Source organism: Bradyrhizobium ottawaense (genome assembly GCF_900099825.1).
In the GTDB taxonomy this organism is placed as follows: Bacteria; Pseudomonadota; Alphaproteobacteria; order Rhizobiales; family Xanthobacteraceae; genus Bradyrhizobium; species Bradyrhizobium ottawaense_A.
Genome location: NZ_LT629693.1, coordinates 952,894 through 969,425, shown reverse-complemented (window position 1 = coordinate 969,425; position 16,532 = coordinate 952,894). Strand labels below are relative to the sequence as shown.

The 16,532-nt window shown below is 64.1% G+C and carries 16 protein-coding genes and 2 riboswitches; of the genes, 6 read left to right on the top strand and 10 right to left on the bottom strand.

Annotated elements, in window-relative coordinates:
* Positions 1 to 5 precede the first annotated feature (5 nt).
* Positions 6 to 1,040: a cobalamin biosynthesis protein CobW gene (cobW, locus tag BLR13_RS04755; RefSeq protein ID WP_074827193.1), complete on the bottom strand. Its 1,035-nt coding sequence runs from the start codon at positions 1,038 to 1,040 to the stop codon at positions 6 to 8.
* Complete coding sequence (locus BLR13_RS04750; protein WP_074827196.1) at positions 1,037 to 1,396, bottom strand: DUF1636 family protein; 360 nt, start codon at positions 1,394 to 1,396, stop codon at positions 1,037 to 1,039. The genes cobW and BLR13_RS04750 overlap by 4 nt, the downstream gene beginning before the upstream one ends.
* Before the next feature lie 102 nt (positions 1,397 to 1,498).
* Positions 1,499 to 1,701, bottom strand: a riboswitch (cobalamin riboswitch).
* Positions 1,702 to 1,738: 37 nt separating this feature from the next.
* Between BLR13_RS04750 and cobO the strand changes: the two genes are divergently transcribed.
* Positions 1,739 to 2,362, top strand: coding sequence for a cob(I)yrinic acid a,c-diamide adenosyltransferase (gene cobO, locus BLR13_RS04745; protein WP_074827197.1), 624 nt, complete (start codon positions 1,739 to 1,741; stop codon positions 2,360 to 2,362).
* A gap of 4 nt (positions 2,363 to 2,366) precedes the next feature.
* Positions 2,367 to 3,812, top strand: coding sequence for a cobyric acid synthase (locus BLR13_RS04740; protein WP_074827199.1), 1,446 nt, complete (start codon positions 2,367 to 2,369; stop codon positions 3,810 to 3,812).
* A 164-nt stretch (positions 3,813 to 3,976) separates the two neighbouring features.
* Here the strand turns inward: BLR13_RS04740 and bluB are convergent, their stop codons facing one another.
* From bluB to cbiB, 3 genes are read right to left on the bottom strand one after another with little or no spacing between them, the layout of a single operon-like run.
* Positions 3,977 to 4,600 (bottom strand): 5,6-dimethylbenzimidazole synthase, encoded by a 624-nt coding sequence (gene bluB / locus BLR13_RS04735; protein ID WP_074827202.1) that lies wholly within the window; start codon positions 4,598 to 4,600, stop codon positions 3,977 to 3,979.
* A gap of 4 nt (positions 4,601 to 4,604) precedes the next feature.
* Positions 4,605 to 5,564 carry a threonine-phosphate decarboxylase CobD gene (gene cobD / locus BLR13_RS04730; RefSeq protein ID WP_074831890.1) on the bottom strand — a complete coding sequence of 320 codons (960 nt, stop codon included), beginning with the start codon at positions 5,562 to 5,564 and terminating at the stop codon, positions 4,605 to 4,607.
* A 25-nt stretch (positions 5,565 to 5,589) separates the two neighbouring features.
* Complete coding sequence (cbiB, locus tag BLR13_RS04725; RefSeq protein ID WP_074827205.1) at positions 5,590 to 6,531, bottom strand: adenosylcobinamide-phosphate synthase CbiB; 942 nt, start codon at positions 6,529 to 6,531, stop codon at positions 5,590 to 5,592.
* Between the two features lie 140 nt (positions 6,532 to 6,671).
* Positions 6,672 to 6,879, top strand: a riboswitch (cobalamin riboswitch).
* Between the two features lie 111 nt (positions 6,880 to 6,990).
* Here cbiB and BLR13_RS04720 point away from each other — a divergent pair.
* The 4 genes from BLR13_RS04720 (at position 6,991) to serA (ending at position 12,809) form a co-directional block, all read left to right on the top strand.
* Positions 6,991 to 9,261 (top strand): TonB-dependent receptor, encoded by a 2,271-nt coding sequence (locus BLR13_RS04720; protein WP_074827207.1) that lies wholly within the window; start codon positions 6,991 to 6,993, stop codon positions 9,259 to 9,261.
* Positions 9,261 to 10,727, top strand: coding sequence for a PepSY domain-containing protein (locus tag BLR13_RS04715; RefSeq protein ID WP_074827208.1), 1,467 nt, complete (start codon positions 9,261 to 9,263; stop codon positions 10,725 to 10,727). Before BLR13_RS04720 ends, BLR13_RS04715 begins: the two co-directional genes overlap by 1 nt.
* A gap of 78 nt (positions 10,728 to 10,805) precedes the next feature.
* A complete protein-coding gene (gene cobU, locus BLR13_RS04710; protein ID WP_074827209.1) occupies positions 10,806 to 11,312 on the top strand; it encodes a bifunctional adenosylcobinamide kinase/adenosylcobinamide-phosphate guanylyltransferase in 507 nt (168 codons plus the stop codon).
* Between the two features lie 228 nt (positions 11,313 to 11,540).
* The gene (gene serA, locus BLR13_RS04705) at positions 11,541 to 12,809 is read left to right on the top strand and encodes a phosphoglycerate dehydrogenase (RefSeq protein ID WP_074831891.1); all 1,269 of its coding nucleotides are present in this window, start codon (positions 11,541 to 11,543) and stop codon (positions 12,807 to 12,809) included.
* Between the two features lie 4 nt (positions 12,810 to 12,813).
* On the opposite strand, the gene BLR13_RS04700 is transcribed toward serA, so the two are convergent.
* The 5 genes from BLR13_RS04700 to pcaC are packed head-to-tail and all read right to left on the bottom strand — an operon-like array spanning position 12,814 to position 16,527.
* The gene (locus tag BLR13_RS04700; RefSeq protein WP_074827210.1) at positions 12,814 to 13,785 is read right to left on the bottom strand and encodes a tripartite tricarboxylate transporter substrate-binding protein; all 972 of its coding nucleotides are present in this window, start codon (positions 13,783 to 13,785) and stop codon (positions 12,814 to 12,816) included.
* Positions 13,786 to 13,835: 50 nt separating this feature from the next.
* On the bottom strand, positions 13,836 to 14,540 hold the full coding sequence (locus BLR13_RS04695) for a GntR family transcriptional regulator (protein WP_074827212.1): 705 nt from the start codon (positions 14,538 to 14,540) through the stop codon (positions 13,836 to 13,838).
* 29 nt (positions 14,541 to 14,569) lie between these two features.
* The gene (locus BLR13_RS04690; protein ID WP_074827214.1) at positions 14,570 to 15,310 is read right to left on the bottom strand and encodes an SDR family oxidoreductase; all 741 of its coding nucleotides are present in this window, start codon (positions 15,308 to 15,310) and stop codon (positions 14,570 to 14,572) included.
* Between the two features lie 33 nt (positions 15,311 to 15,343).
* Complete coding sequence (locus tag BLR13_RS04685) at positions 15,344 to 16,117, bottom strand: 3-hydroxybutyrate dehydrogenase (protein WP_091976349.1); 774 nt, start codon at positions 16,115 to 16,117, stop codon at positions 15,344 to 15,346.
* A gap of 29 nt (positions 16,118 to 16,146) precedes the next feature.
* Entirely contained in the window at positions 16,147 to 16,527 is a 381-nt protein-coding gene (gene pcaC / locus BLR13_RS04680; protein ID WP_074827215.1) for a 4-carboxymuconolactone decarboxylase, read from the bottom strand.
* Between the last annotated feature and the right edge of the window lie 5 nt (positions 16,528 to 16,532).

The following is a 16,532-nucleotide window of genomic DNA, read 5'->3' as shown; positions in this document are numbered from 1 at the left end:
CCCGATCAGACCCCCAGTGTTGCCTCAATAGCGGCGCGGTCGATGTGGTGGCGCTCAGCAATCACGACCAACTGTGAAGTTCGAGGGCTGTCGCCCCATGGACGGTCGAACTGGCTGCGCACCCGTTCGCCGACCGCCTGCACCAACAGCCGCATCGGCTTGTCCTTGACCGCCACGTAGCCCTTCACGCGCAAAATATTCTGCTCGCGCGCAAGCCGGCGGATGGATTCGGCCAAGACTTCCGGATCAAGAGTCTCCGGCAGGCTGATCGAGACACTGTCGAAATCGTCATGCTCATGGTCGTCCTCGCCGTCGTGATGCGAGGGGCGGGCGGCGATATCGTCTTCGGCGGCACTGTTGAGACCGAGGATGACGCGCGGATCGATGATGCCGTCCGTCATCGCCAGCATCGGCACCGCGCGCGGCGACTCCGCCGATATGATCGAACGCGCGGCGGCCAATCCGGCATCGCCGGCGAGATCGGCCTTCGACAACAGCACGATGTCGGCGCAGGACACCTGATCCTCGAACACTTCCGACAGCGGCGTTTCGTGGTCGATGCTGTCGTCCGCGGCGCGCTGCGCGGCGATCGCATCGAGGTCGGGCGCAAACCGTCCGGCCGCCACCGCCTCGGCATCGGCCAGCGTGATCACGCCGTCGACCGTGATGCGCGAGCGGATCGCGGGCCAGTCGAACGCCTTCAACAGCGGCTTCGGCAGCGCCAGCCCGGAGGTCTCGATCAGGATGTGGTCGGGTCGCTGCGGCATCGCCATCAACGCCTCGATCGTCGGGATGAAGTCATCGGCCACGGTGCAGCAGATGCAGCCGTTGGCGAGCTCGACGATATTCTCGACCGGGCAATTTTCGTCGGCGCAGGATTTCAGGATGTCGCCATCGACCCCGAGCGTGCCGAATTCGTTGACCAGGATCGCCAGCCGCTTGCCGCCGGGGTTGCGCATCAGATGACGGATCAGCGTGGTCTTTCCCGAACCGAGAAAACCGGTGATCACCGTAACGGGTATTTTGGCCAGATCGGTCATGCGAGCACCATGGGCGGAATGCGGGCAAGGCTTTGCTTGCGGAAAATCTGCGGACGTTGACGCCAGGGCACGATGCCGTCGGGCGCGCTGGCATAGGCGGCGGCGCCGGATAGAATTTCGGCAGCGTCGTTTTCCGACAGGCGGCCGTAGACATAGGACCAGCGACCCGGCGCGCTCAGTGCGACGGAGCATCCTTGCGAGCAGGCTGAAAGACATTCCACCGGCACAATCTGCACCGCCTCGGGTGCACCTGCCGCCGTCAGCGCGGCATGCAGTCGTGTTCCCGGACAGGCCGTGCCATCAGGTACGGTTTCTCCGGCTTTGCAGGTGATGCAGACATGCAGCGAAACGCTCATCATCTCGTCCTGTTGCTTCCATACGAAAGGGCAGGACAGGAGGCGGCGCGACCGAACGAACGGATCAGCGCATCCAACCGGCCGCGGAACACCCCGTCCGCCCGTTCAGTCTGTGCGCTGGCAGGTCTCCCGGCTTGCGGATTCTGGGTTTCCCCAACACTCACTCCACCTTCCCAGCTTATCGCCAGTGGCCTGGAGTGACCTAATCCGGTCACGGTCGCGGGGGCGGCAGCGCTTCGGGGTTTCCCCCTATCGCATTCCCTCTTCGCCTGTCATAGACAGGAACCAACGCTGCTTCACATGCGGAACAATCAGCTTCCTTGTCAAGCAACAGAATGTGCAATGACCCCAGACTCTGACCAGACCGAAGACGACCGCCATGCCGCCAAAATGGCCAAGAAAAAGGCCGCGCGGGACAAGATCATGGCCACCAAGCAGGGCGAGAAGGGCCTGATTATCGTCCATACCGGCGCCGGCAAGGGCAAGTCGTCGTCCGGTTTCGGGATGGTCCTGCGCTGCATCGCCCATGGCATGCCCTCGGCCGTGGTGCAGTTCATCAAGGGTGCCTGGGATACCGGCGAGCGCCGCCTGATCGAGGGCCATTTCGCCCATCTTTGCCAGTTCTACGCCATGGGCGAGGGCTTTACCTGGGAAACCCAGGATCGCGCCCGCGATATCGCCGCCGCCCGGGCCGGCTGGGAGAAGGCCAAGGAACTGATCCGGAACCCGGACATCCGGCTGGTGCTGCTGGACGAAATCAACATTGCGCTCCGCTACGACTATCTCGACGTCGCAGAAATCGTGACCTTCCTCAGGGAAGAAAAGCCGCCGCTGACACACGTCGTTTTGACCGGCCGCAATGCCAAGGAAGAACTCATCGCAATTGCCGACCTCGTCACCGAGATGACGCTGGTCAAGCATCCGTTCCGGTCCGGCATCAAGGCCCAGCCGGGCGTCGAGTTCTGATCCCATGCGCGCGCTGATGATCCAGGGCGCGGGCTCCAACGTGGGCAAGTCGCTGCTGGTCGCGGGGCTGTGCCGGGCCGCGAGACTGCGCGGCCTCAAGGTCGCACCCTTCAAGCCGCAGAACATGTCCAACAACGCGGCCGTCACGGCCGACGGCGGCGAGATCGGGCGCGCGCAGGCGTTGCAGGCACTGGCCTGCGGCATCGAACCTCACACCGACATGAATCCGATCCTGCTCAAGCCCGAAAGCGAGATGGGCTCGCAGGTGATCGTGCAGGGACGCCGGCTGACGACGGTGCGGGCGCGCGAATATTCGGCGCTGAAGCCGAAACTGATGGCGCCGGTGCTGGAGAGTTTCAATCGTCTGAAAAGTGCTGTCGATCTGGTGATCGTCGAAGGCGCCGGCAGTCCGGCCGAAGTCAACCTGCGCCCCCGCGACATCGCCAATATGGGTTTTGCGCGCGCGGCCAATGTGCCCGTGGTGCTCGCGGGCGATATCGACCGGGGCGGGGTGATCGCCCAGATCGTTGGGACGCAAGTGGTGATCGATCCCGCCGATGCGGCGATGATCGAAGGTTTCGTCATCAACAAATTTCGCGGCGATCCGCGGCTGTTCGACGATGGCTATGCGTTCATCGCCGAGCGGACCAAATGGCGCGGTTTTGGCGTGCTGCCGTTCTTTGCGGAGGCTGCACGGCTTCCGGCCGAAGACGCGCTCGATCTGCCGCGCGGCGGCGGCACCGGTGGCTTCCGCGTTGCCGCGCTGCAATTTTCCCGCATCGCCAATTTCGACGATCTCGATCCGTTGTCGCAGGAACCGGGCGTCAGTCTCACCATGGTGCGGCAGGGCGAAACGATTCCCGGCGATACTGATCTGGTGATTTTGCCGGGATCGAAATCGACGCGCGGCGATCTGGATTTCCTGCGCGCGCAGGGCTGGGACATCGATCTTGCCGCGCATGTCCGGCGCGGCGGTCATGTGCTCGGGATCTGCGGCGGCTACCAGATGCTCGGCCGGACCATCAGCGACCCTGATGGCATCGAAGGGCCGGCCGGCGAGACTGACGGTCTCGGCCTGCTGAAGGTCGATACCGTCATGACCGCGGACAAACGACTGACGCGCACCGAAGCCACGCACGCGGCATCCGGTGCGCCGATCAGGGGATACGAGATCCACATCGGCCATACATCAGGCGAAGCGCGCGGGCGCCCATTTGCGCATGTGGCAGGTGAAGCGGAAGGCGCGGTCTCAGCCGATGGCCGCGTGATGGGAAGCTATCTCCACGGCATGTTTTCGGGCGACAGCTTTCGTCAGGCGTTTCTCAAACAGCTCGGGGCGGCGCCATCCGCCACATCCTATGCCGCCGGCGTCGAAGACACGCTGGACCGGCTTGCCGCGCATCTCGAGGCGCATCTGGACGTCGATGGTCTGCTGGCGGTCGCGCGCTAAAGCATGATGGGTTGGAGTTGAATCGATTCGCCGTCAGCGCCAGCACAACAGATCCGGATGCTCTGGAGGGGCCAAACAAAAAATCGCGAAAACAACCCCATGCAAAGTAGAATGGTACGCGAAAAAAGGCTCGACGTCGCGACGCAACCTAATCTCATCATGCTTTAGCGCACGTCCCATTCGGTCGGAAAATTCTCTTGCCAGCCGGAGCGATGCAACAGCGGCGTGTCGTCGATGAACTCGGCATGACCCAAACAAAGATAGGCCGATAGTTCCCAGCCCTCGGGCACCTCGAGCAGGCGCTCGATCGCACGCGGATCGAGGATCGAGACCATGCCGACCCCGATGTTTTCGGCGCGCGACGCGAGCCACAGCGTGTGGATCGCCATCGCCGTCGACTGCCGCAGGGTTTCCGGCTGCGTACGGCGACCGAGGCCGTGGCCTTCGACGGGATCGATCAGCGTAAACACCGCCAACTGTACCGGTGCGGCGTCGAGGCCGGCGAGCTTCAAGCTCAGATATTCCCGGTGCTGCTCGTCCTTGTAGTCGGTGGCGGCTGCCGCGTTGCAGAGATTGAAGTTGGCGCGCACGCCGGCACGCAAGGCCGGGTCATTGACGCGGATGACGCGCCAGGGTCTGGAGTTGCCGACCGATGGCGCGCTGTCCATGGCGTGACGCAGCCGATCGAGTACGTCTTCCGCAACCGGTGTCGTCTTGAAATGGCGCACGTCGCGGCGCCAGCGAAAGATCCGCGCCAGCGTTTCAGCCTCTGACCTGGTGAACTCCATCGGTTCAGTCCTGCAACGCCGCAGCCAGCCGGTCCCACTCCGCCGGTTGCCCGGGCAGGCCAAGTCTCAGCCAGGGATCGGAAAAGGGAAACATGCGTGTCCAGATTTGGTGCCGGGCCAACTTTTCCCGCGCGGCCGCTGCGTTTGGCGTGTCGTATAGCCGGAACAACTCGGTCCCGCCCACTAATTTCCACCCGGCCGATTGTGCGAGGAGATCGAGGCGCGCGGCATCGGCGCGCAGCCGCGCCACGGTGGCCTCCGCCCAGGCACGGTCGGACAGCGCAGCCGTGCCGATGGCGATGGCTGGGCCGGATACCGGCCAGGGTCCGGCCATTTCGGCAAGCGCGGCGATGTCGGCGTCCGAACCGAGGATGAATCCCAGCCGCACGCCGGCAAGGCCGTAGAATTTGCCGAACGATCGCAGCACGAGCAGCCGTCCTCGCGCCGCATGGGGGGCAAGCGAAAGATCGGGCTGCGCGTCGGCAAAGCTCTCGTCGACCACCAGCCTTCCGACCCGCGAGGCCAATCGCAGCAGGTCTTGCGATGCATGGCTTCGACCATCGGGATTGTTGGGGTTGACCACAACCGCGAGATCGGCGCCCTCGAGTGCGGTGAGCGTCGTCACCTCGTCGGCCCGCCAGCCGGCGCTGCGAAGTGCGGCGCCGTGTTCATTATAGGTGGGGGTCAAGATGCGCGCCTGTGCCGGCGCACCAAGTTTTGGGATCAACTGGATCGCCGCTTGCGCGCCGGCAACCGCAAGCATCGGTGCCTGCGATCGATATGCCAAGCCGGCTGCCGCCAGCAGACGCGCGGTCGCCGCAGCGGTTGGCAACGCCGTCCAGGCTTCGTCAGGCAACGGCGGCAGCGGATAGGGCGCGCGATTGATTCCGGTGGACAGGTCGATCCAGTCGGTGCCGCCGAAGCGCGCCTGCGCCATGTCGATATCGCCGCCGTGGTCGCGAATGGTGTTCTCCTGTCGGATTGCGTCGTCAGAGCACGGCAAGAAGCGCGAGCCCTGCAGCCAGCACAAACATGGCGCGGCGATAAAGCGCAAGGGCGCGGTTCAAATCCGCCGCAGACGGGTCGGGGGCTTCGGCGTTCAGCCAGGGTTCCTGCGAGAGCCGGCCTTCGTAAATACGGGGTCCGGACAGGCGAATGCGGAGCGCGCCAGCCATTGCGGCTTCCGGCCAGCCGGCATTGGGCGAACGGTGATGGCCTGCATCGCGCCACATCGTCGCCAGCGCGACGCGAGGGCGAACGGAGACGATCGCGAACAACACTCCCGTCAACCGTGCCGGGATCAGATTGGCCACATCGTCGATGCGCGCCGCCGCCCAGCCGAAAGCTTCGTGTCTTGGGGTGCGATGGCCGATCATGGAGTCGAGTGTGTTGATGGCCTTGTAGGCGGCAATGCCCGGCAGGCCGAAGATCGCGCCCCAGAACAGCGGCGCGACGATTCCGTCGGAGGTATTTTCGGCGAGGCTTTCGGTCGCGGCCCTCGCGATCCCGGCGGCATCGAGCTGCGACGGATCGCGTCCGACGATCATGGCGACCGCCTGCCGTGCCGCCGGCAGATCGCCGGCTAGCAGTGGCCGAGCCACGGCATCGACATGGTCGTGCATCGAACGCGCGGCGACAAGCGGCCACGCCAGAATGGCGGCGAGGATCAGACCCGGCCAACCGCCGGGCAGCATCGACGCACAGACCCAAGCGCCGCCCGCAACAACTGCAATGACCGCGATGGCTACGCCGATCCCAGCCATGCGTCGCGTTGTTTCGGATGCGTCTTCACGATTGAAGCTGCGATCCAGCACAGAAATCAGCGCGCCGATCCATGTGACGGGATGTCCGATCCGGGCGTGGATCGCCGGCGGCCAGCCGAGGACCGCGTCGATCGCCAACGCGAGCAGCATGATGCTGGCTCCGCTCATGTTTAACGCGTCTCCGTTGCGGCTATCAGGCATATTGGCCAAGCGACGCCCGCTGACAAGCCCGCGAGATAGAACACGCATCCGATGCAGTCTCACATCGGATGCGCGCTCGCGTCCGATTGACTCGGCGGACCAACTGCACTTAGTGTCTTCGCGACGGTTCCCCTTCGGGGGATCAAAAGGGAATGCGGTGAGGGACAGTTCTTTGAACAAGCTCCCGATTCCGCGGCTGCCCCCGCAACTGTAAGCGGCGAGTCTTTCGTCAATTGCCACTGGGATCATACCCGGGAAGGCGACGAAAGGCGGTGACCCGCGAGCCAGGAGACCTGCCGCCAGTCGTGGTCACACGCGAGCACATTGGGCGGGGTGTCCTGGTGGTAGCCGAGCCTTGGCCCTTTGAGCGGGCCAAAGGGGAGACTTCGTTCGCGGTGACGTGCCACGTTAACCGCGAGTCGAACCATGAACTCCGTCTCCCACTGTGCGTCGCGACGCACGTCTTTGCTGTATTCCGTTGCTCTCTCCTCTGTTCTCTGGCCGCTCGATGCGTGGTCGCAAGGCGCGCCACAAGCGAGCCGGACGCTCGATCCGGTTGTCGTGACCAACCCGACGCCAACGGCAAGCCCGCGCCAGTCGAACAGCTCCACTGCCTCTCGGTTGATCCGCGGAGGAAAGAAGCGCGCGGCCGCAGCCGCTGCGGCAGTGCCGTCGACGACTGTTCCGGCGTCTCCGGCAGCGCCCACGCTGACGTTGAACCAGACCGCAGGCAGCGGCAGCCGCCTCAACCTGACGCGCCTGCAGACGCCCGCAAGCGTCGAGATCATCAACGCCGAGACCATCGCCGAGCGCGGCCAGCATAGCGTCATTGACGCAGTGACCCAGGACGCGACCGGCTTCACGGCGAGCCCTGCGCCCGGCAATGGCGGGCTCTCGTTCAACACCCGCGGCTTCACCGGTAATTCGACGGTCATGACGCTCTACGACGGTACGCGGCTCTATGTCGGCTCCGGCACGCTGACGTTTCCGTTCGACACCTGGTCGGCGCAGCGCATCGAGGTGCTGCGCGGGCCGGCGTCGGTGATGTACGGCGAGGGCGCCATCGGCGGCGCGATCAACGTGATCTCGAAAATGCCGCTCACCGTCCAGCGCAACGAGGCCGAAGTGTCGCTCGATAGCAACATGACCAAACGGCTTGCGGTCGACAGCGGTGGCCCGATCAACAAGGACGTATCCTACCGGGTCACCGCTGTTGGTAACATGTCGGACGGCTGGGTCGATCGCGACAAAACCTCGAACGTCGCGGTATCGGCGGCGGTGCGCGTGCAGGCCTCCGAGACGCTGGCCTGGACGCTGTCCACCGATTACGGCGATCGCAGTCCATCGCGCTATTTCGGCACGCCGCTCATCAACGGCCGGGTCGACGAGTCGCTGCGGTTCAAGAACTACAATGTCGGTGACAGCAACATCCGCTACCGCGACAGCTGGAATCAGCTGCGAACAGAGTGGGAGGTCACCGACAGCATCACGGTCCACAACGCGCTGTATTACCTGAACAGCCAGCGTCACTGGCGCGATGTCGAAAGCTACGCCTGGAACAAGACCACAGGCCTGATCGACCGCAGCTCCTACATCGAGATCTTCCACAACCAGCAGCAGGTCGGCGACCGCATGGACGCGACTTTTCGCGGTCATGTTCTGGGGATGAAGAACGAATTCGTTGCGGGCTTCGACGTCAACCGGATCGATTTCACCCATACCAACAACTCGCCCTATAGCGGCGCGTCGTCGGTCAATCCGTGGTCGTTCGATCCGGGCGTGTTTCTGAGCCCGATCCCGACCGTCCCGTCGTTCAATACCGCCACCAACCAGTACGCTTTGTTCGCCGAGGACCGGCTGTCGCTGACCGATCAGTGGACATTGATCGGCGGCGTGCGCCAGGACCAGCCGGTCATCAACCGCACTGACCTGATCACGCCGGCCAACGGCTTCGTCAAATCGTTCTCGGCGACGAGCTGGCGGGTCGGAACGGTGTACAATCCGGTCAAGGATCTGGCGCTGTACGGACAGTATTCGACGGCGGTTGATCCGGTCGGCAATCTGATTACGCTAGCGACGACCCAGAAGGATTTTCAGCTATCCACCGGCAAACAGGCCGAGGTCGGTATCAAGCAGTCGTTCTGGCAGGGCCGCGGCGAATGGACGCTGGCCGGCTACCAGATCGTGAAGAACAATCTGCTGGCGCGCGATCCGAACAATCCGGCGGTGACCCAGCAGATCGGCCAGCAGTCGTCGCGCGGCGTCGAAGCATCGATCGGACTGGTGCTGGATCACGGCTGGCGCATCGATGCCAACACGGCGTGGCTTCGGGCCAAATACGATGATTTCGTCCAGTCTGTGAATGGCGTCGCCGTCAACTACGCCGGCAACGTTCCCGTCAACGTGCCGCAGCAGGTGTCGAACATCTGGCTGACCTGGGCGTTCGCGCCGAATTGGTCGGTCAATGGCGGCGTTCAGATCGTCGGCAAGACCTTTGCCGACAACGCCAACACGCTGGCGCATCCGGCCTATACCGTGGTCAATGGCGGGGTGCAGTGGAAGCCGGACGCCAACACCACCCTGTCGCTGCGGGTCTACAATCTGTTCGACACGATCTACGCGACCTCGGGTGGCACCACGCAGTGGCTCTTGGGCATGCCGCGCACCGCCGAACTCGCACTCAACGTGAAGTTCTGATGATTCGGCGCCGGATCATGCGACGGCTGCGGCGATGGCTCTATGTCGTCCATCGCTGGATCGGTATCGGCACGTGTCTGTTGTTCGCGATGTGGTTCATGTCAGGCGTCGTCATGATGTACGTGGCGTTTCCGCAGCTCACCGACACCGAGCGATGGGCGGCGTTGCCGCCGATCGCATGGGACAAGGTGCAGGTGAGCCCGGATCGCGCCATGGCCGCCGCCGGCTTCAAGCGCTATCCGCGCGATCTCCGGCTCGCGATGCTGAACGAGGAGCCGGTCTACCGGCTGCTCGGCTGGGATGGCGAGCGCAAGACCATATCGGCGATCGACGGCCAGGCTGTCGATCACGTCAGCTCTGAACAGGCGCTTGCGGTCGCACGGCATCATCCCAACGCCGTGCGGCCCGAACTGAAGGAAACGGTGGAGCGCGATCAATGGAGCGTCACCGCGCGGTTCGATCCGCTGCGGCCGCTTTATCTGGTTTCGCTCGGCGATCCCGACGGGACCGAGCTCTATATCTCCTCGCGCACTGGCGAGATCGCGCTCGACACTACGCGAACGGAGCGGGTCTGGAACTGGCTCGGATCGATCCCGCACTGGATCTACCCGACGGTCCTGCGCAAGGACGGCGCCACCTGGCGGCTGGTGGTGCTGTGGATATCCGGCATCTGCATGGTGACCGCCGTGACCGGATTCTGGATCGGCATTTTGCGTGTGCGGCTGCGCCGTCGCTACGCCAGCGGCGCGGTCACGCCGTATCGCGGCTGGATGGCCTGGCACCACATCGCGGGGCTGATCGGCGGCGTCTTCGTCCTGACCTGGATGTTCAGCGGCTGGCTATCGCTGAATCCCGGCGAATTGTTTGCCGGACGGGGAACGGCGCGTGAGGCGGCGGTTCGCTATGGCGGCAGCGAGGGCCCGCACATGCCGGCCGAGTTTCTGTCGAAGGTAAGATCAGACGAAACCCGGCTTGCAGCCGTCGAAGCGCGCTTTGTCTGGCTCGGAGGCCAGCCGCTCGCAATACTGACTGGCCGCGATGGCGGACGTCGTACGCTCGACCCGGCAACGGGCAACGCAGCACCGGTGTCCGAAGCGCGTATTTTTGAGGCCGCGCGCCTGATAATGCCGAACGCGGCCCTGACGATGCGGCAGCGGCTCGAAGTGCCCGACGCCTACTGGTATTCGCATCACCAGCAACGGCTGTTGCCGGTGCTGCGGGTAGGTTTTGACGACGACGCGTACACCTGGTTTCACATCGACCCCACGACGGGCGATATATTGGGCCGCACCGATGACAGCCGGCGGACTTACCGCTGGCTGTTCAATGCGCTCCACAGTTTTGATTTTGCGCTGCTGCTGCGCTATCGGCCAGCGTGGGACGCCGTGGTGTGGTTGCTGTCGCTGGCTGGATTGATCGTCTCGGTGAGCGGCGTCGTGATCGGCTGGCGGCGTTTGCGGCAATAGAACCAACGGCGCTGGACGGTTGTGTTTCACGCGCCGATGGTTTCTGCTTCGCGAGGTCTGAAGCGAACAAGAGGGGACATGGGCAGGATCATTCTGGTGACGGGCGGCGCCCGTTCGGGCAAGAGTGCGATCGCCGAGGCGCGCGCGCTCAGCCTCGCGCCGCGCGCCATCTACATCGCCACCGCCGAACCCCGCGATGCCGAGATGACGGCACGGATCGCGGCGCATCAGGCGCGGCGGGGTGGCAACTGGCGCACGCATGCCGAGCCGCTTGATCTGACCGGCGCGCTGGCCGCGACCGACGGGCAGGGGCCCCGGCTGGTCGATTGCCTGACGTTGTGGCTGACCAACCTGATGCTCGGCGGCTATGACTGGCAGGCCGCCGGCCGCGCGCTGGTGGCGGCGCTCCCGGCGCAGGCCGATCCGGTGATCTTCGTCACCAACGAGGTCGGCGCCGGCATCGTGCCTGACAATGTGCTGGCGCGGGAATTTCGCGACGCGGCTGGAACGCTCAATCAATGGGTTGCCGCGGTCGCCGACGAAGTGACCTTGGCGGTGGCCGGACTGCCGCTCAAGGTGAAGTGAAATCTCAGGCGTGATCCGGCTGCCTTGCGAATTTCTCAATCGCGCCATTCAATCAAGAATTCAGTTGAGAGCCAATAAGTCCAATAAAATGAATGACTTAAACTAAATACTTCTCGTGGCTCTGCCGATGGATTGATTGAATATTTAATCCGCTGAATCGGCTAGAAAGCGGCGCGTGCGCGACCCAGTCCGCGCTTAGTTCACCTATCGCTGAAGGACGCCGTGATCGTGCACCAGAATCGTTCCGCTTTACCCCAACTCTCGCTTCCGAAGGACAAGATCCGGGTCCTGCTGCTCGAGGGCGTCAACGACAGCGCCGTGCAGTTGATCGAGCAGGCCGGCTATTCCAACCTGACGCGGCTGCCCAAGGCGCTCGACGGCGAGGCGCTGCTTGAGGCCATCAAGGGCGTGCACCTGCTCGGCATCCGCTCCCGCAGTCAGATCACCCCTGAAGTTGTCGAGGCCGCGGACCGTCTCATCGCGATCGGCTGCTTCAGCGTCGGCACCAACCAGGTCGATCTTGATGCGGCACGGCGGAGCGGCATTCCCGTGTTCAATGCACCGTTTTCCAACACCCGCAGCGTGGCGGAACTGGTGATCGGGGAGATCGTCATCCTGCTGCGCCGGATCGTCTCGCGCTCCAACGGGGCCCATCAGGGGCGCTGGGACAAGTCCGCCGACGACAGCCATGAGGTGAGGGGCAAGACGCTCGGCATCATCGGCTATGGCAATATCGGCTCGCAGCTTTCGAACCTGGCCGAAGCGTTCGGCATGCGGGTTGTCTTCTACGATCATACCGACAGGCTTCGCCACGGGAACACGGAGCCGACGGCGACCCTGCATGAGCTGCTGGCCCAAAGCGACGTCGTGACGCTGCATGTGCCCGAAACCCCTGCGACCAACAAGATGATCGGGCGCGACGAAATCCGGGCGATGAAACCCGGCGCCTATTTCATCAACAACAGCCGCGGCTCCGTGGTCGATCTCGATGCGCTGGCCGAGGCGCTGCGGGAAGGCAGGCTTCGCGGCGCCGCGGTCGACGTCTTTCCGGTCGAGCCGGGCTCGAACGCGGAGCGGTTCGTATCGCCGCTGCAGGGGCTGGAAAATGTCATCCTGACGCCGCATATCGGCGGTTCGACCGAGGAGGCGCAGGAACGCATCGGCGCCGAGGTCGCCCGCAAGCTGGTCGACTACAGCGATTCCGGCTCGACCATGGGCGCCGTCAATTTCCCCCAGGTCCAGCTGCCGCCGCGGCCATCGGGGACGCGGTTCATTCAGGTGCAGCGCAACGTGCCGGGCATGCTCGGCCGGCTGAACGAAGTGCTGGCGCGCCATGCCGTCAACATCGCCGCGCAATACTACGAGACCGATCACGATGTCGGCTATGTCGTGCTCGACGCCGATGCCTCCGCCGCCGACAGTCAGCGCGTGCTCGCGGACATCCGGGCGCTGGAAGGAACCATTCGCGCCCGGTTGCTCTACGAATACAAGGCGTGAGACTTTACTGCGGCTCGATGCCGGCGTCCTTGATGATCTTGCCCCATCGCACGGTTTCGCTCTTGAGCAGGGTTTCGAGTGCTGCCGGCGTCGCTTGCTCCGGCTCGACCGGGGTCATGCTGAGTTCGGCGAAGCGGTTGACCAACGGCGGATCCCTAAGCGCCTTCTGCAGTGCGTCGACCAGCGCATCGACCACCGGTTTGGGCGTATTGCGCGGCGCGTAAAGTCCATACCAGGTCGTGACGTCGAACTTCGGCAGGCCGGCCTCGGTGGCTGTCGGCACGTTCGGCAGGGTCGGAACCCGTTTCTTGCTGGTAATGGCGAAACCCGGGATGGTGCCGGCCTGAATATAGGGCGTCGGTCCGGTCGCCGGATCGCAATAGACGTCGATGTGACCGGCAATGATATCGTTCAGTGCCGGGCCGCCGCCCTTGTAGTAGATCGGTGTCAACTTGGTTTCGATGGCGCTCATGAACATCAGGCCGCACAGATGCGACGCCGAACCGAGCCCGACATTGCCGTAGGTGACCTTGTCGCCCTGGGTACGCACATAGGCCACCAGTTCCTGCAGGTTCTTGGCGGGATAGTTTGCCCGAGCTACCAAGATCATCGGCACGTCGGTGACGAGCCCGATCGGCGCAAAGTCGCCGATCGGATCGAACGGCAGCTTGGCGTAGAGCGCGGGCGCCGTGGCCTGACCGACATGCATCAGCAGCAGCGTGTAGCCGTCCGGCTCCGCCTTGGCGACCCGGTTGGTGCCAAGGGTGCCGCCGGCGCCGACGACGTTCTCGATCACCACCGTCTGCTTCAGCACAGCCCCCATCGAATTGCCGAGCAGGCGGGCGATGACGTCGCCGGGGCCGCCGGCCGAGAAGGGTACGATCATCGTGATCGGCCGGTGCGGGAAATCCTGCGCACATAGTGGCAGCGCTGGCGACAGCAGCAGAGCCAGCAGAACTCGTATTACAAACTTCATGGCGTTTCCTGTCGTCTTTTTCTTGTTGTTAAACAGTGGGCATTGGTCGGCTATTCGTTCGCGGCGGCCTTTTCGTTCGACGCGATCATGCTGAGCGCAGCGACGGCGGCCGCATTGATGTGATCGACGCAACACTTCTCGGCGAGGTCGGGGTCGCCGTTCTGAATGGCACGCCAGATTGCGGTCACTTCGCGCAGGCTCTTGTTGATCCGCTTCGGCTGCGACATCGAGGTAATTCGCAAGAGCGTGATCCGGTCATGCAGCGGCCTCAGCATTCGCTCGATGAAGGAATTCTGGCAGCCTCCGATCAGCGCCGCGTAGAATTCGGTCTTGGCCTCGAGCGCCGTCATCAGATCGCCTGCGGCGAACGCCGCCTTCAATTTGGTGAGCGCGTCGCCGATCCGGCGAACGACGGCGGGATCGTGCAGCCGGGCGCATTCGCGTCCGGCAAATCCTTCCAGCACGGCACGCGCGGCATAGAGCTGTTTGGCTTCCTCGAGGCTGATGGTGCTGACGACCGGACCGCGATGCGGGACGGTATTGACGAGCCCATCGGCTTCCAGCGCCCGCAGCGCCTCGCGAATCGAGGGCCGGCTGACGCCGGTCATCTCGCACAGCTCGCGTTCGATCAGCCGCTGGCCGGGTTTCAGCGTTCCGGACATGATCGCCTCGCGTAGCTTCTGCGCGACCATCGAGCGGACGGTTGGAACGTCCTCGATCCGTAGCGTGGATTGCAATTCAGCGCGTTTGTCCATGGTCTACCGCCTTCGTACCGACTCCGAATTCAATAGCGATTTACGGGCAGAATCAGCATCTCCGCAATCTGAACATGGGGTGGCTGGTCCAGCGCGAACACGATCGACCTGGCGATATCGGCCGGATCGAGCGCCATCCTGAACTGGTCGAAATAGTCCTTTTCCTTCTCCCGGTCGCCCCGGTAGCGGGTCAGGATGATGTTGGTCCGGGTCAGGCCGGGCTGCATCTCGGTGACTCGGATCGCGGTTTCGGCGAGTTCTCCCCGCAGCGTCTCGGTGAACATGTGAACGCCGGCCTTGCTGGCGCTGTAGGCGGCCATATCAGGCACGATACGAACGGCGTTGACCGAACTGATGTTGACGATGTGGCCGGCGTTGCGCCTGACCATGTCGGGCAGCAGACTGCGAGTCACTCGCATCAGGCCGATCAGGTTGGTCTGGATGATGGCGGACCAATCGTCAGCCGCGCCCGCATCGAACCGCGTCCGGCCGCCGATATCGTGGCCGGCATTGTTGATGAGGATGTCGACGGGCCTGAAGGCGTCCGGAATGAGGTCGGGCAGGCGATCGACGGCCTTGGCGTCGGTAATATCCAGTTCGACAGGAAAGGTGTTGTCGCCCATTTCGGCCGCGAACTGTCGCAAGGCGTTGCCATCGCGGTCGGCCAGCACGACGCGGCGTCCGCTTTCGAGCAGTGCCTTGGTGATGGCACGGCCCATGCCGCCGGCGGCACCGGTCAGGACCGCGGTTCGGTTCGAAGCATCAGTCATTCATACTCTCCTGCCGGGATTGGCCGACGGTGCTCATGCGACGGACCATCCGCCATCGATCGGCAGCGTGGCCCCGGTGATATCCTGCGCGGCCGGACTGCACAGAAAGGCGGCCATCGCGCCGACGGCTTCCAAAGCGACGAACCGCCCGGTCGGCTGCCTGGTTGCCAGATAGTCGCTGGTCGTCTCGTCGATCGAGCGGCCTTCGCTGGCCGCGATCGACGCAATCTTTCTCTGAATGGCCGGCGTCGGCAGCGTGCCCGGGCACAGCGCGTTGCAGGTGATCCCGCTCCTTGTCGTCTCGATGGCAACCGCACGGGTCATGCCGACGATGGCGGTCTTGGTGGTGACGTAGTCGATACGATCGGCGACGGCGCGGGTCGAGTAGATCGAAGCCATGTTGATGATGCGGCCCCATTGCCGCGCTTTCATGCCTGGCAGTGCCAGGCGGATCAGGTGGAACGGCGCCGACAGGTTGACGGCCAGCGCCTGGTCCCATCGCTCCGGCGGGAAGTGTTCGACCGGCGAAAAATGCCGCACCACGGCGTTGTTGACGAGGATGTCGACCGCTCCGATGCGGCCGAGCAGGCCGGCCATCATGGTTTCGATCGCGCTACGCTGCGACAGGTCAGCAGCAACGCTGACGACCTCAACGCCGAATTGCGTGCGGAGACGATCCCCCGAAGCCGCGGGCTCGGCCAGATCGTGCAGGACGATGTTGGCGCCGGCGCCGGCAAGGCTTTCGGCCACGGCAAGGCCGAGGCCCGCCGTAGCCCCCGTCACCAGTGCCCATCTGCCCTTCAGCATCGCGTGAATCCCCGACCTGTTTCCTGGGTCTATTTCTTGTCCAGTTCGGCGAACACTTCCTTGGCGTTACGGAAGGCGTCGACGCCCGCCGGCACGCCGCAATAGATCGCGACCTGCATGAACACTTCGCGGATTTCCTCGCGCGTGGCGCCGTTGGTCAGCGCGCCCCGGACGTGGGTCTTGAGTTCCTGCGGCCGGTTCAGCGCGCAGAGCATGGCGAGGTTGAGAAAGCTGCGCGTCTTGTGCGTGAGGCCGTCGCGGCCCCAGACGTAGCCCCAGCAGTATTCGGTCGTGAGATCCTGCATCGGGCGGTTGAAGTCGTCGGCGGAAGCGATCGCCTTGTCGACGAACGCATCGCCAAGGACGCTCTTGCGGATCTGGAGGCCGCGATCGTAGGTGGTCTTGTCCATGTGAG